This is a genomic window from Pseudomonas sp. IT-347P, assembly GCF_949768005.1.
GTDB lineage: Bacteria > Pseudomonadota > Gammaproteobacteria > Pseudomonadales > Pseudomonadaceae > Aquipseudomonas.
Genome location: NZ_CATKPQ010000033.1, coordinates 198171 through 216977, shown reverse-complemented (window position 1 = coordinate 216977; position 18807 = coordinate 198171). Strand labels below are relative to the sequence as shown.

The following is an 18807-nucleotide window of genomic DNA, read 5'->3' as shown; positions in this document are numbered from 1 at the left end:
GGAACTCATCAAAAAAATATCCTGTAGAGCGCGACTGTCACGCCGGCACAGACGTAACCGCCAATCAGGAGAAACGGCACAATCGAGATCCAGCCGTACGCCATGTAAGCGTCCCTGGACGGCCCGACGAACAGACTGAACAAGCCATACAGCATCCATGGCACGGCGTAGAACGGGATGAACTTCACCGGCGCCCACCAAACCATCCGCAGTGCCTGTTGCTCGTTGCGGCTTTGCGCCGATCGGGACATCCACAGCGAGAAACCCAGAAGCCCGGGAATTCCCCACCACAACAGGTACTGCCAATAAATCCCGGTCGACTCGGATGTTAAATACTCGCCATTCCACAGGTCATAGGAACTGATCGCCAACACCGCCAGCAGTGGCCACCACAAGGCCGCCATGAAGAAGCTCAGTTGCGCACGACTAAGCATGAGCAGGGCTCGCAGGCGACGTCTGCCGCATCAGCGCAAGTCTTTCCCAACGCAGTTCAATCACCTGCGTGAGCAGAATCGCCAACAACGTGACTCCGCCTTGGGCCACGGTGTAGAACAGCGCACGTAGCGGGTTGTTCGGCACCATCATGAACAGAATCCAGGCAACCATCAGTGCGAGCAGACCGAGCTTGGCCCACAGGTTCGGGATGATCGCGGCCAGCGCGTTTATGCCAAAAAATATGTAGATGAACATGTAGTGGGCGATGCCAATCGCCACGCCACGGGTGGTGAATCCGCCGTTGAAGGCCTTGTAGGCCACCACCACTGCGTTATTCAGAAACACGTAGGCCACGCATCCCGCCGCGTGAATCGCCAGACAGAGTGCAAGACGCGCGTAGATATTCATCGCTGCGCCACTCCCTGTTTTTTCGGCGTGATCGCCATCGCCGAATACACATAGAGTTCAACGCCGTCGTAGCCGCCGATGGCGGCAGCGCTCAACGGATAGCTGTCCCGTGTGCCGTATCGAACCCAACCCTCAGTCCACATTCCGCCACTCTCGTGGCGAATCTCGACGTAATAGTCCGGCGCCTCGTTCCTGGTAACTTCAACGAATACACCGCCATCCTCGGCGCCCACCCACAACGCGTTGGGATGAGCGAACAGCTTTGGTTTGGTCGAGCTTTCCATTCGCAACAGCAGCGCGAAGCCGACCAGAATCGTCAGCAAACCGACCGAGCAGAGGAAAGCGGCCAGGCATTGCCACGCTCTTGATTTCACTGAGCCGTTCCCGCTAAAAAACTTCATGGGCAGAAAGAACCATCAGTAATGACCCATGAACGAACAGCTTTTTGTTCAGTTCTTTCGGTGCTTGCGACAGCCTTTCGCAACGTCTGCGCGTCGATGGTTTTGGTCGCCGTCGGGCTCTTGATCGACAGGCTGTACTGGTCGCTGATCTGACCGGCTACGTCCTCGCCGAACGATCTGTAGTTGGCGATAGTTCTGCGCTGATTTGGATCCAACACCAAGCGGCGGGCTTTATCGTCATAGTTGGAGTCATGCACCACGGACAATTCCAGAGGCACGCCACAGGTGTTCAGCAGGAAAACATTATTGCTGTAGACCTGCTGAGCGGCGTAGGTAGTCACTGGGATGAAAAACGTGAAAAACACTGCCCACCCCGACATCGAAATCATCCTTGACTGTTTCATGAGCAGATCGATGCCTCGCTGATCATTTCTTCGTACCTTGTTTCGCACTGCACCATGTTTTGAAATTCAGGCGATCAAACCCCTGACAAACATTTGCTTTGGAAATAAAAATGTAAGGCGCAGCCGCGTCATAAGAAAAATAATAATAATTTTCCCCATCCTGACCGTAGATCCAATAGGAAGACGACCCTTGATTTATCTCATAAGGTTCAAAGGCGAGGATTGAGGATTCCGCAGGAATAAAATTAACGCCGTCCATTAACAGCATCAGCGAATTGGAGAAAATATTTGTCCACACGACAACCCCCACAGCCAAAATGCCGGCAGCAAGCGCAAGAGTGGTAGACGTCGAGAGTTTACCTTTCATAAAAATACAACCACGCCGTACCTGCTTTCGCTGCGTCTAACAACGTCATAGCATCGGTTGAATACTTTTCGGCAAGCGGCCCCGAACCGTTGTAGGAAGCAATCACCTTTTTCAGCTGGTCGGCGGTCAGCGCTCCGGAGTGACAGCGAGTCCCGGTAGCCCGGTCAACCAGTTCACGTAGATGGCCGGCGCAATAGTAGAGGTCTGCCTTCCAATCATCGCCCGGGATTCGCGTGTCCTGGTTCCAGCCAAAAATCCGGTACTGAACGTCTTCGGGCAAAGGTTTCTTGCAGTAATAGTTCTCTGTGTATTGAACGGACTTCTGCAATGTTGCCCTACTCATATTGGCAAAGCCGCTGGAGCCACCGGCCAACTTGTCCGGGACGGCATCGAAAGCCAAGTTGTCAACAATTGCCAGCAGAGTAGTCAGCGACCGTTCGCCGAATTGCATGGTTTGAAGAAATTTACTGCCCTTAGGTCCATTCTCCTGCTGCAGAATAACCGCCAGCAAAATATGCGGGACGCCATAATATTCAGCCGCCTGCTTTATCCAGACACGAATTTCTGTATCAGAGAAACTTGCCTTGAGCATTTCTTTGGTTTTTGGCACGTACCACATAATTTGCAACGGAGAAGGCAGCTCGCCGGTATAGCTCGGGATGCTGTCGTAGCCAGCCAGCGTTGTGACTTCTTTTCCGTTACAGCGGCAAACCTGCAACTCTACCGGCGCAACCTCAGAGGTTTTTGTGCTCACGGCCGCGCCAGCTGGCACATATTCCTGCCCGTCCTTATTGATTTTTTCAGCCTCGGCCATGAATGAGTACTCCCTCAGCTCTCAATGAAAACTTCGATTTTTTCGGAAGCTGTGTGGGCCTTCACGCGATGAGTCAGGCCCAACTCATTGGTGATTCCACTTTCGAGAGAACCATCCGCTCGACGGAGTAGGTATTTCGTATCCGCAAGCGGATTGCCCAGACCGTTTTTCAGCTGGAACTGAGCATCGAAGCCCGGAATGATCAAAGGCACTGGCGGCACAAACGCCACAGGCGAATGCGAATTCCCGATAATCACCGTGCCAGAACCGGCGGTGACCTTGTTCCCATGCGAACCCACCGAACCGACCGTTGCAGCAGGTTTGCCGTTAATCAAAACCGTGGTCGCCAGATCGCCGACCATCGCACCACCACACGCCGAGGCATCGCCTTGGCGGGCGGCCGCGAGGCCGTCGAAGAACACGTCGCCGGAACCGGCGGCGATCGGGTTGGTGCCGTGGCCGGGGAGCGGGCAAGCGGTGGGGTCGGATACGCGTGCTGCGGGTTTGCCAGACATCGGGGATCTCCTTAGGTGACCTTCACTTGACCGCTGCCATCCAGGCGCGCGGAAAAACTGACCTGACGCTTGAACCCTTCAACTTCCAGCAGGCCTTCGATACTGAAGGCCAGGCGCAGTTGATCGTGGTCACGCGGCAGGGAAATGACACGCACATTGCTCAGGCGCGGCTCGTAGGCTTCGATGAAGTTTTCGATGGCCAGACGGGCCTGACTCAGGGAGTCGTGCAGGCTCAGACGCATGTCATTGAGATCGGGCAACCCGTAGTCGGCCAGCGTTTGCACGCTGCCGGCCCGGGTGCTGAGCATTTTGGCCAGATGGGCAGCCACTGACGCCATGGCACAAGCCTCAAGGCTGTTGCCCTTGCGTAGTTGCGCGTCGCCGTTGAGGCGTTCGAACAGGCTGCCGTATCCGTCCATGAGTCGCTCTTACTCTTTGTCCAGCTTGCCAACCAGCGACAGGGTGAAATCGGCACCCATGTACTTGAAGTGCGGACGCACGTTCAAGCTCACGCGGTACCAGCCCGGCTCGCCTTCAACGTCGCTGACGATCACTTGCGCAGCGCGCAGCGGACGACGGCCACGGACTTCGGCGCTCGGGTTTTCCTGGTCGGCAACGTACTGACGGATCCACTTGTTCAGTTCCAGCTCGAGGTCGGTACGTTCTTTCCACGAACCGAGTTGCTCGCGCTGCAGCACTTTCAAGTAGTGAGCCAGGCGGTTGACGATCATCATGTACGGCAGTTGGGTGCCGAGCTTGTAGTTCAGCTCTGCCGCCTTGCCTTCTGCACTGATGCCGAAGAACTTCGGCTTCTGCACCGAGCTGGCGGAGAAGAACGCCGCGTTATCGGAGCCTTTACGCATGGTCAGGGAGATGAAGCCTTCCTCGGCCAGTTCGTATTCACGACGGTCGGAAACCAGAACTTCAGTAGGAATCTTGGTTTCGATTTCGCCCATGCTTTCGAAGTGGTGCAACGGCAGGTCTTCAACCGCGCCACCGCTCTGTGGGCCGATGATGTTCGGGCACCAGCGGAATTTGGCGAAGCTGTCGGTCAGCTTGGTGCCGAACGCGTAAGCAGTGTTGCCCCACAGGTAGTGCTCGTGGCTGTTGGCAACGGTTTCCTTGTACACGAACGATTTGACCGGGTTTTCTTCCGGATCGTACGGGTTACGCAGCAGGAAACGCGGCACGGTCAGGCCAACATAGCGGGAGTCTTCCGAAGTACGGAAGCTCTGCCATTTGGCGAATTGCGGGCCTTCGAAGTGGTCTTTCAGATCTTTCAGATCCGGCAGGCCGGTGAAGCTTTCCAGACCGAAGAATTTCGGGCCGGCCGCAGCGATGAACGGCGCGTGGGACATGCACGAAACGCTGGCCACGTACTGCATCAGCTTGACGTCTGGCGAGCTTGGCGACATGTAGTAGTTGGCGATGATCGCGCCCACAGGCTGACCACCGAACTGGCCGTATTCAGCGGTGTAGATGTGCTTGTACAGGCCCGACTGCATGACTTCCGGCGAATCTTCGAAATCGTCCAGCAGGTCTTCTTTGGAGACGTTGAGGATTTCGATCTTGATGTTTTCGCGGAAGTTGGTGCGGTCGACCAGCAACTGCAGACCACGCCACGAGGATTCCAGAGCCTGGAAGTCCGGGTGGTGCAGGATTTCGTCCATCTGACGGCTGAGCTTGGCATCGATCTCGGCGATCATGCGGTCAACCATGGCCTTCTTGACCGGCTCACCGTTGTTCTGCGGCTTGAGCAGTTCTTCGATGAACGCCGACACACCGCGCTTGGCGATGTCGTAGGCTTCGTCGTCCGGAGTCAGACGGGTTTCGGCGATGATGCTGTCGAGAATGCTGTATTCACCGCTGGCGGCGCTCTTCTCTTGTGCTGCGCTAGTGCTCATTGTGTTGGCTTCCTTGGCTGGAGTCTCAGGCGTCCGGGGCTGCGGCGTTCATGCCCAGCTCACCGAGTACGCGACCGCGGGATTCGTCGTCGGCGAGCACGCCTTCGATCGCTTTACGGAACGCAGGTGCGTTACCCAGCGGGCCTTTGAGGGCCACCAGCGCATCGCGCAGTTCCATCAGTTTTTTCAGCTCAGGCACTTGCTCGACCAGACTGGCCGGGTTGAAGTCCTTCATCGAATTGACGCGCAATTGCACAGCCAGCTCGTCGGCCTCGCCATCTTCCTGCAGACGGTTCGGCACGCTCAGCGTCAGACCCAGTTCTTGCTTGGCCAACACTTCGTCGAAGGTCATCTTGTCGATGCTGATCGGCTTGCGATCTTCGATTTTGCGATCGTCCTTGCGGTGGGTGTAGTCACCGATTGCCAGCAGCTTCAGCGGCAGTTCAATCTCTTCCTGAGCACCGCCGGTGGCGGGTTTGAAGGTGACGTTGATGCGTTCCTTGGGGGCTACCGAGCCTTCTTTGGCCATGGCTTTTCTCCTTGCGGTTGTGGCCCTGGGGCCTATTCGAGTACCACTTCGAGGTCGAGGTGGCACAGCCTGCGATAAATCTCTTCCTTGCGTTCACGTACGGCATGGTTCTGCGGCAACAACTCGCAGCAACTGTGCAGCAGGTGCAGCACTTCCAATGCAAGATCGGGCTCCCAGGCGTGCAGGCCTGAGTCCTGTAATGTCTGATCGAGGGTTTCCAGCTGGTTCTTGGCCAGTTCGTATTTCTTGGCCATGAAGCACAGGCGCGCGAGGGCGAACTGCCAGAAGAAGCGTTCGCGGCCGCCGTGGGCCGACTGCAAGCCCTGCTTGAGCGTCTGCACGGCAGGCTTCAGGCCTTCCTTGCGCAGCAGCGGCAGGACTTCTTCGAGGGCCTTTTCCCAGGCCGGCTGGGTTTCGACGTTTTCGCTTTCGACCTTGCGTGGCGCGCTGGCGCTTTGCAGGTGCGGCATGACGTTGGCGGCGATCCACGCCCGGGTGGACGGATCGGCAAACGGCGCGCCGTCATGGAAGCGCAACTCGACAATGCCGGGCAGCCGTTGAACCAAAAGCGCGAAGTGGATTTCCACTTCGCGCATGGCCAGCTCGGCGTTGAGGTTCTGGAGACATTCCCAGACCATCCTCTGGCCATCGAACCAGAACGGCGCCTTCGCCAGGCTCGCCTCCAGTTCCACCAGCAGGTCGGCGTATTTGCCCTGATCGAAGCGGTCCTGGTAGAGCTTGAGCTTTTCCAGTGGCAGGCCGCGCAACACGGTGATCTGCTCGGCATTGCGCTCGGGCACTGCGTCGATGGTCATCCACAGCAGCGTGCGGTTCAGGCGTAGGGCGCGCAGGTCAGTGGCCTTCTGCTTGAGCCACCAGGCGCACAGCGGGCGGGCGCTTTCCTGTTGCGCGCGCAGGGCTTTGTGCGCATCGCGTTCGTTGTCGATCGGCGCGCCGGGGGTGAGCAACTGGCTCGCCGCCTGCTTGACCTGCGCCACCGCCGCACCGACCACGCCGGGGGCCGGCTGGTTGTCGGCCGCGCGCTGGATCATGGTTTTCAGGCGACGGGAGATCGGCAACAACAGCGGCGAATCATCGCCCAGATGCTCAGCACACGCCGCTTCAAGACCGGACAGGTGCTCGGAGAGCTGCCGGAACATCGGCAACTGCTCTTTGATCGCAATATTTTCGGTGATGACCTGCTCGAGACGCGGCACCAGCCAGCCGATGGCGGCGGCACGGGTGCGGGGTTTGAGCGGGTGAACGTCGGCCCAGTGGTTTTCCGACAGATGGTGCAGCAGGCCGAGGCCGGCCAGCAGCCCGGGGAAGGATTCGCGCTGGTAGAGAGACCAGGTCAGCCAGGCGCCGACGCGCAAATCCTTGGATTGGGTACGCAGCAGATTTTCGCTGTTTTCGCGAATTTTCAGCCAGTCGATCTGCCCGCTTTCATGCATCGACGAGGCTTTGGCCAGCTCGCTTTCCAGCGCCTCGAATTCGCTCGAAAAACGAACGTCTTCGCCCGCGAAATTCTCTTTGGAAACAGAGACTTTGGCGAGTTCGAGGTAATGGGCGGAAAGTTTGCTTGAGTAGGACATCCATGGCCTTTATTAAGGATTACAGTCAGGCGCCTGTTGGAGTTACCGCGGCGCGGGACAGTATCGAAGAGCAGTGCAGCGACTCATCCAATTGAGATGTGCTCTTTCAAGTGGGCGCATCGTAATCACTATGATGGCCACTAGCAAGCATCTGATTAAACAACAAGACGAAGTGTTCTTTGTTTGTTGTAGGAGTTTTCCCTATATTCCGTCAGGGAATCCCCGATCCAGTGTTTATATTCAAATACCCATACAAAATGCCTGAAAGGCTTGATTTAGAGCGATCGTTCCACATGCCATCGCTCACCGTAAACCGAGCTGGCGAGAATGCGGCGGAGCATGACGGGTTTTGAAAAATTCGGATGTAGGATGATTCCGAAAGGTTTCGGTGTTGTTTCAACAATTCACAGCGAGACAACCAACAATTGCAAAAGTGCCATCATAATGATGGCTTTATATATAGGTATTGCTTTAAATGCATGGCAGATCGATAGCCAAACAATGCACCCCGTTAAGCAGCCTTCATTATTACCGTATGGCATAACAAATAGAGGGCCATAAAAAATGGGCACCCGACCGCAATCGGTGTGCCCATTTTTTTATGCGGTTGTCCTCGTTATTCGAGGAGTTCGCCGCAATTAAGGATTAACGCTGTCTTTCAACGATTTGCCAGGCTTGAACGCAACGGTGTTGCTGGCCTTGATTTTCACCGGCTCGCCGGTCTGCGGGTTTTTGCCGGTGCGGGCGCCGCGGTGGCGTTGCAGGAAGGTGCCGAAGCCGACCAGCGTCACGCTGTCCTTACGGTGCAGGGCGCCGGTGATTTCTTCGAGAACGGCGTTGAGTACGCGGTTAGCCTGCTCTTTGGTTAGATCTGCTTTTTCAGCGATTGCAGCGGCGAGTTCTGGTTTACGCATTAGTGAAGCCCCTTTGACGGTTTTTTGTTGTTATGTCCGTGCTGTTCTCGTTGGAACAGCGCCCAAGGCGCCGCAGGCTCTACTCTGCGGCAGACGGGAGTGAGAATGGCACGCGGATACCGGCGGCGCCAGTCTCCCCGCGACCTTTGTCGGGGCAAAAGCGGGGTGATTCCGACAGAACGACCGGTATTTACGCCAGCAGGGCCGGAAGCTGTTTGTTCAGGGCGAGTTTTTCCATGACTGCCGCGCCGGTCAGCGCGTAACCGAGCAATTGCCCGTCGGCACTGTGGCACAGCGCCTTGATGTCGGCGCCCTGCCCTTCGACAGTCCAGACACCTTCGCGGCCCCGTGGCGGCGGCGAAACCACCAGCGGGCACACCGGGGTTTTCACGGTGATCGGCATTGGCCCATAGCTCACGGCGGTGGGGTTGCCGGCGAGGGTTTGTGCCAGCGCTCGCGCACAGCTCATGAGAGGCATCACGTACAGCAGATTCAGCCCGTCGACTTCAGCGCAATCGCCCAAGGCGTAAATATTGGCGTGGGAGGTTTTCAGATGCCGGTCCACCACGACACCGCGATTGACCTGTACGCCAGCGGCCGCCGCCAGATCGATGCGCGGTCGCAGGCCGATGGCCGAAACCACCACGTCGCAAGGAATGACCTGGCCGTCGGACAGATGCGCTTCCAGTCCGTCGGCGACTTTTTGCAGACGGGTCAGCACCGGGCCGAGGTGGAATTTCGCACCCAGGCTTTCCAGCCCGGCCTGCACCGCTGCCGCAGCGGCCGGGTGCAGCAACATCGGCATGACTTGTTCGCAGGGCGCCACCAGTTGCACTTCATAACCACCGAGGATCAGGTCATTGGCGAACTCGCAGCCAATCAGGCCGGCGCCGAGCAGCAGCACCCGGCGCTTGCCGGCCGCAGCGACGCGGAAACGTGCGTAGTCTTCGAGATCATTGATCGGGAAGACCAGATCGCTGCCATCGCCTTCGATCGGCACGCGCACGGTTTCTGCGCCCCAGGCGAGGATCAGGTCGCGGTAGTACACCGCCTCTTCACCGATCCACAGGCGCTTGTGGCCGGCGTCGATGCCGCTGATGCGCGTGTGCGTGCGCACTTCGGCCTTCAACTGCTCGGCCATGGCGCCCGGTTCGGCCATGCTCAGGCCGTCGGCGTCCTTGTTCTTGCCAAAACCGGTGGAGAGCATCGGTTTGGAGTAAGAGCGGCCGTCATCAGCCGTAATCAACAGCAGCGGGGTTTCGCTGTCGAGCTTGCGAAACTCGCGGGCCAGGTTATAGCCCGCAAGGCCAGTGCCAATGATGACGACAGGTGCGCTCATGCCTTACTCCTTGTCTGTGTTTAGTTGATTTCGATCATTTCGAAGTCCATTTTGCCGACGCCGCAGTCAGGGCACAGCCAGTCTGCCGGTACATCTTCCCAACGGGTGCCCGGCGCAATGCCGTCATCCGGCCAACCGTCGGCTTCGTTGTAGATCAGGCCACAGACGATGCATTGCCACTTTTTCATTCAGGTACTTCCTCAGGGTTCAGGCTGGGTGCCGGCGCGGACGGTCGATGGGTGGTGCGCTGCCATCCGGCTCAGGGCGTTTTGTACTGATGGTGCCGGGCAGATGCAAGCCTGTTCGGCGCAACGGCGACCCGGATCAATCAATATCGCCGCTCGCCATGGTAAGCTCGCCGCCTCATTTGCGGCCAATAATGACTCATTGTGCAACATTCAAATGCCTGCCCGGCCCCGCTCTGGCTGACTCAAAGCCGACTGACGCCCCTCCCCGATTCGTTGACCCTCGACTGGCTGTTCGACGAAGGCTCCCTCACCCGCCGCCTGACCCGGCTGTCCAATGATGGCTTCAGCGTCACGCCGTTGTTCGAAGGCTGGGACATCCTGCGCGCTGACGAATGCGCGGCGCTGGATCTGGCCGAGGGCAGCGAGGGGTGGGTGCGCGAGGTGTATTTGCGCGGCCATGGCGAGGCCTGGGTATTTGCTCGCAGCGTAGCGTCGCGCTCTGCCTTGCAGGGCGACGGCTTGCACATGGATGAACTGGGCAGCCGCTCGCTGGGCGAACTGCTGTTTTGCGATCAGGCGTTCCAGCGCCGCGCCATTGAAGTTTGCCATTACCCTGAAGACTGGTTGCCGGCGGATGCCAGAGCACCCGGGCTGTGGGGCCGTCGCTCGCGTTTCGACCGTGGCGCGTTGAGCGTCCTGGTCGCGGAAATCTTCCTGCCGAGCCTGTGGACCGCCGCCCGCGCCCATCCGGAGAACTGCTGATGTATCAGAGCCTGCTCAAGTCCCTGAACCGCTTGAACCCGCGCGCCTGGGATTTCATTCAGTTGACGCGGATGGACAAGCCGATCGGCATTTACCTGCTGCTGTGGCCGACGCTTTGGGCATTGTGGATCGCCGGCAAAGGCTCGCCGTCGCTGGCCAATATCGTGATTTTTGTCCTTGGCGTGGTACTGACCCGCGCCGGCGGCTGCGTAATCAACGACTGGGCCGATCGCAAGGTCGACGGCCACGTCAAACGCACCGCGCAGCGGCCACTGGCTGCCGGCAGAATCAGCTCGAAAGAAGCGCTGGTGTTCTTTGCGCTGTTGATGGGGGTGAGTTTTCTACTGGTGCTGTGCACCAATGCGCCGACGATCTGGCTGTCACTGGGTGGTCTGGCGCTGGCCTTTACTTATCCGTTCATGAAGCGTTACACCTATTACCCGCAGGTGGTGCTGGGCGCGGCGTTCTCATGGGGCATGCCGATGGCGTTCACGGCCGAGACCGGCGAACTGCCGGCAGCGGCGTGGCTGCTGTGGATCGCCAACCTGCTGTGGACGGTGGGTTACGACACCTATTACGCGATGACCGATCGCGATGACGATTTGAAGATTGGCGTGAAGTCGACGGCGATTCTGTTCGGCGAGGCGGACCGAGTGATCATCCTGAGTCTGCAGGCTCTTTCGCTGGGTTGCCTGTTACTGGCCGGTTCGAAATTCGAGTTGGGTATCTGGTTCCATCTCGGTTTGCTGGTGGCGGCCGGGTGCTACGCGTGGGAGTTCTGGTACACCCGCGATCGCGACCGCATGCGTTGCTTCAAGGCGTTTTTGCACAATCATTGGGCCGGATTGGCGATTTTCGTCGGGATCGTGCTGGATTACGCATTGCGCTAAACGCAAATCAATGCAGGAGTGAGCCTGCTCGCGATAGCGGTGTAGCAGTCAACGAAAATGCCGACTGATACACCGCTATCGCGAGCAGGCTCACTCCTACAGGGGATTTGCGTTTACTTGGCTTTGGCGACTTTCCAGGCGCCGTCCATTTTGCCGTCACCGGTCATGTCACCGGCCTTCTTGTCCATCACGAACGTATACAGCGGCATGCCCTGATAAGCCCACTGCATCGAGCCGTCGTCACGCTTGATCACCGTCCAGTCGCCCATCGACTTATCGCCGGCCTCAGCCTTCAACGGTGGCCAATTCGCAGCGCATTTATCGTTACACGAGGATTTGCCGGCGGAGTCCTTGGCAAAGGTGTACAGGGTCATGCCCTTGTGATCGGTGTACATGCCGTCCTTCTCCATCGCCGGATCGGCCGCCATGGCCAGTCCCGGCAGCGTGAGGGCGGCAGCCATCAGCAGGGCTTTGAAAGAAACAGTCATTTGAGTCATGGAAACCTTCTTTTGTGGTTGTCAGGATTCGGACTTAAAGCTTAGTTCAGCATTCGTACAATCGCCGCCAGCCTGAAATACTGTCACACGACTGCAATAATTCCGTTATCTAATGCGGCGCAAGACAGTTAAATGACAAGAGGATTAAGGCATGGTTGGCAGGAGCATTCTGATCGTCGACGACGAAGCGCCCATTCGCGAAATGATCGCCGTTGCGTTGGAAATGGCCGGCTATGACTGCCTCGAGGCAGAGAACTCGCAGCAGGCACACGCCATCATCGTCGACCGCAAGCCGGACCTGATCCTGCTCGACTGGATGCTGCCCGGCACCTCCGGTATCGAGCTGGCTCGACGTCTGAAACGCGATGAGCTGACCGGGGACATCCCGATCATCATGCTCACCGCCAAGGGCGAAGAGGACAACAAGATCCAGGGTCTGGAAGTCGGCGCCGACGACTACATCACCAAACCGTTTTCCCCGCGCGAACTGGTCGCCCGTCTCAAAGCCGTACTGCGCCGTGCCGGCCCGACCGACGGCGAAGCGCCAATCGAAGTCGGTGGCCTGCTTCTCGACCCGATCAGCCACCGCGTGACCATCGACGGCAAACCGGCGGAGATGGGCCCGACCGAATACCGTCTGCTGCAATTCTTCATGACCCACCAGGAACGCGCCTACACCCGTGGCCAGTTGCTGGATCAGGTCTGGGGCGGCAACGTTTACGTTGAAGAGCGTACCGTCGACGTGCATATCCGCCGCCTGCGCAAGGCCCTCGGCGACGCCTACGAAAATCTGGTACAAACCGTGCGCGGCACTGGCTACCGGTTCTCCACCAAAGCCTGATCCGCCCGCCAGACTCGCTGACAAGGACCGTATCGACCGTGAATCAAAACTGGCATGGCACCCTGATTCGCCACATGCTGTTGCTGGTCACCGCCTGCCTGGTGATCGGCCTGATCACCGGCTATTACGGCTGGAGCCTCGCGGCGGGCCTGGGGATTTATCTGGCCTGGACGCTCAAGCAATTGCTGCGTCTGCACGAATGGTTGCGCCAGCATCAACCCGACGAAGCACCACCCGATGGCTATGGCCTGTGGGGCGAGGTGTTCGACAGCATCTACCACCTGCAACGCCGCGACCAACGCGTACGCGGGCGCCTGCAAGCGGTGATCGACCGGGTTCAGGAATCCACCGCCGCGCTGAAAGACGCGGTGATCATGCTCGACAGCGACGGCAACCTGGAATGGTGGAACCGCGCCGCAGAAACCCTGCTCGGTCTCAAGACTCCGCAAGACAGCGGCCAACCGGTGACCAACCTGGTGCGGCATCCGCGCTTCAAGGAATACTTCGAGCAGGACAGTTACGCCGAACCGCTGGAAATCCCCTCGCCGACCAATGATCGCGTGCGCATTCAGCTGTACCTGACCCGCTACGGCAACAACGAACACTTGATGCTGGTGCGCGATGTCACGCGTATCCATCAGCTGGAACAGATGCGCAAAGACTTCATCGCCAACGTTTCCCACGAGTTGCGCACGCCGCTGACGGTGATCTGCGGCTATCTGGAAACCCTGCTCGACAACGTCGAAGAAGTGAATCCACGCTGGAGCCGCGCCCTGCAGCAGATGCAGCAACAGGGCGGACGCATGCAGACGCTGCTCAACGATTTGTTGTTGCTGGCGAAACTGGAAGCCACCGATTATCCGTCGGACAACCAGCCAGTGCAGGTCGACACCTTGCTGCAGTCGATCAAGAGCGATGCTCAGCAATTGTCCGGCGCGAAGAACCAGCGCATTACTCTGGAGGCCGACGCCAGCCTGCTGCTCAAGGGCAGCGAGGCGGAATTGCGCAGTGCGTTTTCCAATCTGGTGTTCAACGCGGTGAAGTACACCCCGGCCGAAGGCAACATCCGCATTCGCTGGTGGGGTGACGATCAGGGCGCCCACCTGAGCGTGCAGGATTCCGGGATCGGCATCGACAGCAAACACCTGCCACGCCTGACCGAACGTTTCTACCGCGTCGACTCCAGCCGCAACTCCAACACCGGCGGCACCGGCCTGGGTCTGGCCATCGTCAAGCACGTGCTGCTGCGCCATCGCGCGCGCATGGAGATCAGCAGCGTGCCTGGTCACGGCAGCACGTTCACCTGCCATTTCGCCCCGGCTCAGGTCGCCCAGACACGGGCCATCAGCGCCGCCGAGTAAGACCGGCCGGCACTCGCCACTAGGCAATCGCCATGTCAGCCGCTACATTGGCTGACTTGTGCCTGCCTTTCAGGCGCGATTTTTCCCTTTCTTGAATCACACGGAACCCGCAAAACTCCATCATGGACCCTTCCCCTGGCTTGTCCCTCGCAACAATATTCGCCGATTTCGGCATGATCCTTTTTGCTCTGATCCTGGTTTTGCTCAACGGCTTTTTCGTTGCGGCGGAATTCGCCATGGTCAAACTGCGCTCGACCCGGGTCGAGGCCATCGCTGAACAACACGGCTGGCGCGGACACATCCTGCGCACCGTACACAGTCAGCTCGATGCCTACCTCTCAGCCTGTCAGCTGGGTATCACCCTCGCTTCCCTTGGCCTGGGCTGGGTCGGTGAACCCGCGTTCGCGCACATTCTCGAACCGCTGCTGAGCGCAGTCGGTGTCGACTCGCCCGAGATCATCAAAGGCGTGTCGTTCTTCACCGCGTTTTTCATCATTTCCTACCTGCACATCGTGGTCGGCGAGCTGGCCCCGAAGTCGTGGGCGATTCGCAAACCGGAATTGCTGTCGCTGTGGACGGCGGTGCCGCTGTATCTGTTCTACTGGGCGATGTACCCGGCCATCTACCTGCTCAACGCCAGCGCCAACGCAATTCTGCGCATCGCCGGCCAGGGCGAGCCCGGCCCGCACCATGAACACCATTACAGCCGCGAAGAACTGAAACTGATCCTGCACTCCAGCCGCGGCCAGGATCCGAGCGACCAAGGCATGCGTGTATTGGCGTCAGCGGTGGAAATGGGCGAGCTGGAAGTGGTGGACTGGGCCAACTCCCGGGAAGACCTGATCACGCTGGAATTCAACGCGCCGCTGAAAGAAATCCTGGCGATGTTCCGTCGCCACAAGTTCAGCCGTTATCCGGTGTACGACAGCGAGCGCCAGGAGTTCGTCGGCTTGCTGCACATCAAGGACCTGCTGCTGGAACTGGCGGCGCTGGACCACATTCCCGAGTCGTTCAACCTCGCCGAACTGACCCGTCCGCTGGAGCGCGTGTCGCGGCACATGCCGCTGTCGCAGTTGCTGGAACAGTTCCGCAAGGGCGGCTCGCACTTCGCCGTCGTCGAGGAGGCTGACGGCAACATCATCGGCTACCTGACCATGGAAGACGTGCTCGAAGTACTGGTCGGCGACATTCAGGACGAACACCGCAAGGCTGAGCGCGGCATTCTCGCTTATCAGCCGGGCAAGCTCTTGGTACGTGGCGACACGCCGCTGTTCAAGGTCGAACGCCTGCTGGGCATCGATCTGGATCACATTGAAGCGGAAACCCTCGCCGGGCTGGTCTACGAAACCCTGAAACGGGTGCCGGAAGAGGAAGAAGTGCTGGAAGTCGAAGGCCTGCGGATCATCATCAAGAAGATGAAAGGGCCGAAGATTGTGCTGGCCAAGGTATTGATGCTGGATTGATGGGCTGATCCGGCACCGCGCCGCCCCTTTCGCGAGCAGGCTCGCTCCCACCCTGGAATGCATTTCAACTGTGGGAACGAGCCGGCTCCGGGCGGCGTTCCGACGAAGGGGCCAACACCGTCACCTCATCACTGTTTGCCCAACGCAAAGTTGGGCAACGCCCCCAGCGGCTGGATGAACTGATACGGAATCGAAACCAACCCCTCACCGGTATTGCGCTGCACCACAAAGTGCAGGTGCGGGCCGCTGCTGTTGCCGGTATTGCCTGACAACGCCAGCGGACTGCCCACTGCCACCCGCTGCCCTTCGCGTACGCTCACCGAACCTTGTTTGAGGTGCAGATACACGCCCATGGTGCCGTCGTCATGCAGCACCCGCACGAAATTGCCGGATGCATCCGAGCCGCGCCCGCTCTGGGAGTTCTCGGTCTTCACCACCACCCCGGCCCGCGCGGCAATGATTGGCGTGCCCACCGGCATCGCAATGTCCATCGCATAGCGGTTCTTCGGCCCATAGTGGCTGTACTGACCGTTGGCGCCCTGGCTCAGGCGGAACGGCCCGCCACGCCATGGGAGTGGATAGCGATAGCCTTGCGCGATGCCAGTGGGGTCGCCGAGGGAGTAATGGAACTGCGGCGTATACACCAGCGACTGCTTGCCGGATATCGCCGTCAGCAACGCCAACCGCGTGTTGCTGCGCGCCGGCAGCACCCGGTGGATGGTTTGCGCCGGCGCACCACGCACATTGCTCAACCCGGTGAATGCCAGGGCAATTTTGACCGGCGCATACAGATCGTTGCGCACGAAGACCACGTCGGTGCCCTTCTGCTTTTTGATATCGAGGTACACCTGCCGCTCCAGGCGCTCGACCATGCGGTCCTGAAACACGAACACCTGCGCGCCTTTGCTCGGCCGGTCGCTGTACGAGACCACGCCGTTGGCGTCGGTGGATTTGTAAATGGTCATGGCCACAGCCGAGGCGGATGCCATGAAGAGACCACAGAAAAACAGCAGGCGCGCGAGCATGGGCAAGAGTCTGTCGAAAGGAAGGCCTGGAAATGAGCCTAGCAGGTGAAGCAGACCAGGCTAGTCGACAGATGTTTCAAATTGGCAGGTGCGGGGGATGGGTGGTGCATTTGATGGCCACTTCGCGAGCAGGCTCGCTCACATTTGGAATGCATTCCAAGGTGGGAGCGAGCCTGCTCGCGAAGATTGACGGTCAGGCGACGAAGATCACGCGCCCGGAACGAAATGCTTCTGCGCCGTGCCGCGGGCGATCAGGCGCGAGATGTAGTCGAGTTTCTGCGCATCCTGGTCGACGAAACGGAACGTCAGTTGCAGCCAATCGCTGTCAGGCTTCGGCTCAAATGCAACGACAGCGTGCAGGTAGCCGTTGAGGCGGGCGATTTCAGCGTTATCGCCCTGCTCCAGATCGAGCACGGCACTGTCGAGGATCTGCGGCAGGGTGTCGGTGCGTTTCACCACCAGCAACGCTTCCTTGATGCTCAAAGCCTTGATCACGCATTGCTGAGTACCGCTTGGCAGGCGCAATTGGCCTTGACCACGACCGCTGGCCGGAGCCGACGCGGCGACGGGTGCCTTGACCGGTGGGCTGTTGAGCAGGCCACGGGACGGCGCAGCGGCAGGCGCTGGTGCGGCAGCTGCCGGTTTGGCGAACGGGTTGGCCGCAGCCGGGGCGCCACCGACCACCGCAGGCTTGCCGCCAGTCAAGGCACTCAGGGAGTCGTTGCCGAACGCCGAGTTCATCTTCGTCGGCGCGCTGTTCATCAGGGTGTCGAGCTTGCCGACCTTGTTCAGCGCCTGCTTGACCTTGGTCAGCAACTGCTCGTTGGTGAACGGCTTGCTGACATAGCCGGAAACGCCGGCCTGAATCGCCTGCACGACGTTTTCCTTGTCGCCACGGCTGGTGACCATGACGAATGGCATGGTCTTGAGGTTGTCTTGCTCGCGGCACCAGGTCAGCAGCTCGAGACCGGACATTTCCGGCATTTCCCAGTCACACAGCACCAGGTCGAAGGCTTCTCTGGCCAGCATGGCCTGGGCCTTCTTGCCGTTGACGGCGTCCTCGGTGCGGATCCCCGGGAAGTAATTACGCAGGCACTTTTTCACCAGGTCACGAATGAACGAAGCATCGTCCACGACCAACACACTGATCTTGCTCATCCAACACCCCTATTAAAATCCCGGCAAGCATAACGCTGGCTGATGGCACATTGCCAAAACTCTTCAGTCACGCCGGGACTTTTCGTTCGCGGGTGCTGCTTTTTAATTCGAATCTGCCCATGAAAAGCACAAACAAAAACGCCCGGCCAAAGGGCCGGGCGCTTTTCTCAGGCAATCTTACTTATCGTCAGCATCGCCCGGAACATTAGCGGTTTCGCCGCTTGTCCCTTCAACTTCTTCTTTCATCCGCTTGAGGCCCATGTGGCGCACATCGGTGCCACGCACCAGGTAGATGACCAGTTCGGAGATGTTGCGCGCGTGGTCGCCGATGCGTTCCAGCGAACGCAGCACCCAGATGATGCTCAAGACCCGCGAGATAGAGCGCGGGTCTTCCATCATGTAGGTGGCCAGCTCACGCAGTGCAGTCTTGTATTCGCGGTCGATGATCTTGTCGTACTGCGCCACCGATAAGGCCAGATCGGCATCGAAACGGGCAAACGCGTCCAGTGCATCGCGAACCATGTTGCGCACTTGGTCGCCGATGTGACGAACCTCGACGTAACCGCGCGGCGCTTCGCCTTCTTCACACAGTTGAATCGCCCGGCGAGCGATCTTGGTCGCTTCGTCACCGATGCGTTCAAGGTCGATCACCGACTTGGAGATGCTGATGATCAAACGCAGGTCGGACGCCGCCGGCTGACGACGGGCGAGAATGCGCAGGCATTCTTCGTCGATGTTGCGTTCCATCTGGTTGATCTGATCGTCGATCTCGCGCACCTGCTGAGCCAGGCCGGAATCGGCCTCGATCAGCGCGGTGACCGCGTCGTTGACCTGCTTCTCGACCAGCCCGCCCATGGCCAGGAGGTGGCTGCGCACTTCCTCAAGCTCGGCGTTGAACTGCGCGGAGATGTGGTGGGTAAGGCCTTCTTTACTAATCATGTTGGCGTCCTTGGAGCGTCCGGTAAGGTGCGGTGGGCCGCAGCGTCAATTCTGTGAA

The 18807-nt window shown here is 59.0% G+C and carries 23 protein-coding genes; 5 read left to right on the top strand and 18 right to left on the bottom strand.

Translation table 11 applies throughout. The features are described 5' to 3' along the window. Nucleotides 1-8: 8 nt before the first annotated feature. From ACM6IV_RS13770 to ACM6IV_RS13705, 14 genes are all read right to left on the bottom strand, one after another. Complete coding sequence (locus ACM6IV_RS13770) at nucleotides 9-434, bottom strand: hypothetical protein (RefSeq protein WP_122660255.1); 426 nt, start codon at nucleotides 432-434, stop codon at nucleotides 9-11. Continuing rightward, entirely contained in the window at nucleotides 427-843 is a 417-nt protein-coding gene (locus ACM6IV_RS13765; RefSeq protein ID WP_150647521.1) for a hypothetical protein, read from the bottom strand. The genes ACM6IV_RS13770 and ACM6IV_RS13765 overlap by 8 nt, the downstream gene beginning before the upstream one ends. Beyond that, nucleotides 840-1217 (bottom strand): hypothetical protein, encoded by a 378-nt coding sequence (locus ACM6IV_RS13760; RefSeq protein ID WP_122660257.1) that lies wholly within the window; start codon nucleotides 1215-1217, stop codon nucleotides 840-842. Before ACM6IV_RS13760 ends, ACM6IV_RS13765 begins: the two co-directional genes overlap by 4 nt. Before the next feature lie 23 nt (nucleotides 1218-1240). Next, on the bottom strand, nucleotides 1241-1648 hold the full coding sequence (locus ACM6IV_RS13755; RefSeq protein WP_401168064.1) for a hypothetical protein: 408 nt from the start codon (nucleotides 1646-1648) through the stop codon (nucleotides 1241-1243). 22 nt (nucleotides 1649-1670) lie between these two features. Continuing rightward, on the bottom strand, nucleotides 1671-2015 hold the full coding sequence (locus ACM6IV_RS13750; RefSeq protein ID WP_110718146.1) for a hypothetical protein: 345 nt from the start codon (nucleotides 2013-2015) through the stop codon (nucleotides 1671-1673). Continuing rightward, nucleotides 2005-2829 (bottom strand): hypothetical protein, encoded by an 825-nt coding sequence (locus ACM6IV_RS13745; protein ID WP_414870408.1) that lies wholly within the window; start codon nucleotides 2827-2829, stop codon nucleotides 2005-2007. The genes ACM6IV_RS13750 and ACM6IV_RS13745 overlap by 11 nt, the downstream gene beginning before the upstream one ends. Nucleotides 2830-2843: 14 nt before the next feature. Continuing rightward, a complete protein-coding gene (locus tag ACM6IV_RS13740) occupies nucleotides 2844-3344 on the bottom strand; it encodes a PAAR domain-containing protein (RefSeq protein ID WP_095119779.1) in 501 nt (166 codons plus the stop codon). Between the two features lie 11 nt (nucleotides 3345-3355). After that, nucleotides 3356-3763, bottom strand: coding sequence for a type VI secretion system baseplate subunit TssE (tssE, locus tag ACM6IV_RS13735; RefSeq protein ID WP_007920274.1), 408 nt, complete (start codon nucleotides 3761-3763; stop codon nucleotides 3356-3358). 9 nt (nucleotides 3764-3772) lie between these two features. After that, nucleotides 3773-5248, bottom strand: a complete 1476-nt coding sequence (gene tssC, locus ACM6IV_RS13730; protein WP_016772499.1) for a type VI secretion system contractile sheath large subunit — start codon at nucleotides 5246-5248, stop codon at nucleotides 3773-3775. A gap of 25 nt (nucleotides 5249-5273) precedes the next feature. Beyond that, nucleotides 5274-5777 (bottom strand): type VI secretion system contractile sheath small subunit, encoded by a 504-nt coding sequence (gene tssB, locus ACM6IV_RS13725; protein ID WP_414870407.1) that lies wholly within the window; start codon nucleotides 5775-5777, stop codon nucleotides 5274-5276. A gap of 32 nt (nucleotides 5778-5809) precedes the next feature. Continuing rightward, nucleotides 5810-7372 (bottom strand): type VI secretion system protein TssA, encoded by a 1563-nt coding sequence (tssA, locus tag ACM6IV_RS13720; protein WP_414870406.1) that lies wholly within the window; start codon nucleotides 7370-7372, stop codon nucleotides 5810-5812. 638 nt (nucleotides 7373-8010) lie between these two features. After that, nucleotides 8011-8286, bottom strand: a complete 276-nt coding sequence (locus ACM6IV_RS13715; RefSeq protein ID WP_003213368.1) for an HU family DNA-binding protein — start codon at nucleotides 8284-8286, stop codon at nucleotides 8011-8013. A 190-nt stretch (nucleotides 8287-8476) separates the two neighbouring features. After that, nucleotides 8477-9625, bottom strand: a complete 1149-nt coding sequence (locus tag ACM6IV_RS13710; protein WP_414870405.1) for an NAD(P)/FAD-dependent oxidoreductase — start codon at nucleotides 9623-9625, stop codon at nucleotides 8477-8479. 20 nt (nucleotides 9626-9645) lie between these two features. Next, nucleotides 9646-9813: a rubredoxin gene (locus ACM6IV_RS13705; RefSeq protein WP_003177199.1), complete on the bottom strand. Its 168-nt coding sequence runs from the start codon at nucleotides 9811-9813 to the stop codon at nucleotides 9646-9648. Nucleotides 9814-10014: 201 nt separating this feature from the next. On the opposite strand from ACM6IV_RS13705, the gene ACM6IV_RS13700 reads away from it, so the two are divergent. Together ACM6IV_RS13700 and ubiA are read left to right on the top strand one after the other, a co-directional pair. Beyond that, on the top strand, nucleotides 10015-10575 hold the full coding sequence (locus tag ACM6IV_RS13700; RefSeq protein WP_414870404.1) for a chorismate--pyruvate lyase family protein: 561 nt from the start codon (nucleotides 10015-10017) through the stop codon (nucleotides 10573-10575). Continuing rightward, nucleotides 10575-11465 carry a 4-hydroxybenzoate octaprenyltransferase gene (ubiA, locus tag ACM6IV_RS13695; protein ID WP_414870403.1) on the top strand — a complete coding sequence of 297 codons (891 nt, stop codon included), beginning with the start codon at nucleotides 10575-10577 and terminating at the stop codon, nucleotides 11463-11465. Before ACM6IV_RS13700 ends, ubiA begins: the two co-directional genes overlap by 1 nt. A gap of 113 nt (nucleotides 11466-11578) precedes the next feature. Here ubiA and ACM6IV_RS13690 read toward each other — a convergent pair whose 3' ends face one another. Next, nucleotides 11579-11962 (bottom strand): hypothetical protein, encoded by a 384-nt coding sequence (locus ACM6IV_RS13690; RefSeq protein WP_414870402.1) that lies wholly within the window; start codon nucleotides 11960-11962, stop codon nucleotides 11579-11581. Between the two features lie 151 nt (nucleotides 11963-12113). On the opposite strand from ACM6IV_RS13690, the gene phoB reads away from it, so the two are divergent. The 3 genes from phoB to ACM6IV_RS13675 all read left to right on the top strand — a co-directional run bounded on the left by phoB (nucleotide 12114) and on the right by ACM6IV_RS13675 (nucleotide 15627). Continuing rightward, entirely contained in the window at nucleotides 12114-12803 is a 690-nt protein-coding gene (gene phoB / locus ACM6IV_RS13685) for a phosphate regulon transcriptional regulator PhoB (RefSeq protein ID WP_007896474.1), read from the top strand. 38 nt (nucleotides 12804-12841) lie between these two features. Continuing rightward, complete coding sequence (phoR, locus tag ACM6IV_RS13680; RefSeq protein ID WP_414870401.1) at nucleotides 12842-14164, top strand: phosphate regulon sensor histidine kinase PhoR; 1323 nt, start codon at nucleotides 12842-12844, stop codon at nucleotides 14162-14164. 122 nt (nucleotides 14165-14286) lie between these two features. Next, nucleotides 14287-15627, top strand: a complete 1341-nt coding sequence (locus ACM6IV_RS13675) for a hemolysin family protein (RefSeq protein WP_016772486.1) — start codon at nucleotides 14287-14289, stop codon at nucleotides 15625-15627. Between the two features lie 128 nt (nucleotides 15628-15755). On the opposite strand, the gene ACM6IV_RS13670 is transcribed toward ACM6IV_RS13675, so the two are convergent. The 3 genes from ACM6IV_RS13670 to phoU form a co-directional block, all read right to left on the bottom strand. Continuing rightward, entirely contained in the window at nucleotides 15756-16652 is an 897-nt protein-coding gene (locus ACM6IV_RS13670; RefSeq protein WP_414870400.1) for a peptidoglycan DD-metalloendopeptidase family protein, read from the bottom strand. Nucleotides 16653-16859: 207 nt separating this feature from the next. Further along, nucleotides 16860-17810, bottom strand: a complete 951-nt coding sequence (locus tag ACM6IV_RS13665; RefSeq protein WP_414870399.1) for a response regulator — start codon at nucleotides 17808-17810, stop codon at nucleotides 16860-16862. Between the two features lie 177 nt (nucleotides 17811-17987). Further along, nucleotides 17988-18749: a phosphate signaling complex protein PhoU gene (gene phoU, locus ACM6IV_RS13660; RefSeq protein WP_007954334.1), complete on the bottom strand. Its 762-nt coding sequence runs from the start codon at nucleotides 18747-18749 to the stop codon at nucleotides 17988-17990. Between the last annotated feature and the right edge of the window lie 58 nt (nucleotides 18750-18807).

What these genes read in the sequence shown, in the direction of transcription:
- ACM6IV_RS13710 (WP_414870405.1), bottom strand. Translation starts at nt 9,625, where the DNA reads ATGAGCGCACCTGTCGTCATCATTGGCACTGGCCTTGCGGGCTATAAC.
- ACM6IV_RS13740 (WP_095119779.1), bottom strand. Translation starts at nt 3,344, where the DNA reads ATGTCTGGCAAACCCGCAGCACGCGTATCCGACCCCACCGCTTGCCCG.
- tssA (WP_414870406.1), bottom strand. Translation starts at nt 7,372, where the DNA reads ATGTCCTACTCAAGCAAACTTTCCGCCCATTACCTCGAACTCGCCAAA.
- tssB (WP_414870407.1), bottom strand. Translation starts at nt 5,777, where the DNA reads ATGGCCAAAGAAGGCTCGGTAGCCCCCAAGGAACGCATCAACGTCACC.
- ACM6IV_RS13715 (WP_003213368.1), bottom strand. Translation starts at nt 8,286, where the DNA reads ATGCGTAAACCAGAACTCGCCGCTGCAATCGCTGAAAAAGCAGATCTA.
- ACM6IV_RS13770 (WP_122660255.1), bottom strand. Translation starts at nt 434, where the DNA reads ATGCTTAGTCGTGCGCAACTGAGCTTCTTCATGGCGGCCTTGTGGTGG.
- ACM6IV_RS13750 (WP_110718146.1), bottom strand. Translation starts at nt 2,015, where the DNA reads ATGAAAGGTAAACTCTCGACGTCTACCACTCTTGCGCTTGCTGCCGGC.
- ACM6IV_RS13670 (WP_414870400.1), bottom strand. Translation starts at nt 16,652, where the DNA reads ATGCTCGCGCGCCTGCTGTTTTTCTGTGGTCTCTTCATGGCATCCGCC.
- phoU (WP_007954334.1), bottom strand. Translation starts at nt 18,749, where the DNA reads ATGATTAGTAAAGAAGGCCTTACCCACCACATCTCCGCGCAGTTCAAC.
- ACM6IV_RS13765 (WP_150647521.1), bottom strand. Translation starts at nt 843, where the DNA reads ATGAATATCTACGCGCGTCTTGCACTCTGTCTGGCGATTCACGCGGCG.
- ACM6IV_RS13705 (WP_003177199.1), bottom strand. Translation starts at nt 9,813, where the DNA reads ATGAAAAAGTGGCAATGCATCGTCTGTGGCCTGATCTACAACGAAGCC.
- ACM6IV_RS13745 (WP_414870408.1), bottom strand. Translation starts at nt 2,829, where the DNA reads ATGGCCGAGGCTGAAAAAATCAATAAGGACGGGCAGGAATATGTGCCA.
- ACM6IV_RS13665 (WP_414870399.1), bottom strand. Translation starts at nt 17,810, where the DNA reads ATGAGCAAGATCAGTGTGTTGGTCGTGGACGATGCTTCGTTCATTCGT.
- phoB (WP_007896474.1), top strand. Translation starts at nt 12,114, where the DNA reads ATGGTTGGCAGGAGCATTCTGATCGTCGACGACGAAGCGCCCATTCGC.
- tssE (WP_007920274.1), bottom strand. Translation starts at nt 3,763, where the DNA reads ATGGACGGATACGGCAGCCTGTTCGAACGCCTCAACGGCGACGCGCAA.
- ACM6IV_RS13675 (WP_016772486.1), top strand. Translation starts at nt 14,287, where the DNA reads ATGGACCCTTCCCCTGGCTTGTCCCTCGCAACAATATTCGCCGATTTC.
- tssC (WP_016772499.1), bottom strand. Translation starts at nt 5,248, where the DNA reads ATGAGCACTAGCGCAGCACAAGAGAAGAGCGCCGCCAGCGGTGAATAC.
- ACM6IV_RS13690 (WP_414870402.1), bottom strand. Translation starts at nt 11,962, where the DNA reads ATGACTCAAATGACTGTTTCTTTCAAAGCCCTGCTGATGGCTGCCGCC.
- ACM6IV_RS13755 (WP_401168064.1), bottom strand. Translation starts at nt 1,648, where the DNA reads ATGAAACAGTCAAGGATGATTTCGATGTCGGGGTGGGCAGTGTTTTTC.
- ubiA (WP_414870403.1), top strand. Translation starts at nt 10,575, where the DNA reads ATGTATCAGAGCCTGCTCAAGTCCCTGAACCGCTTGAACCCGCGCGCC.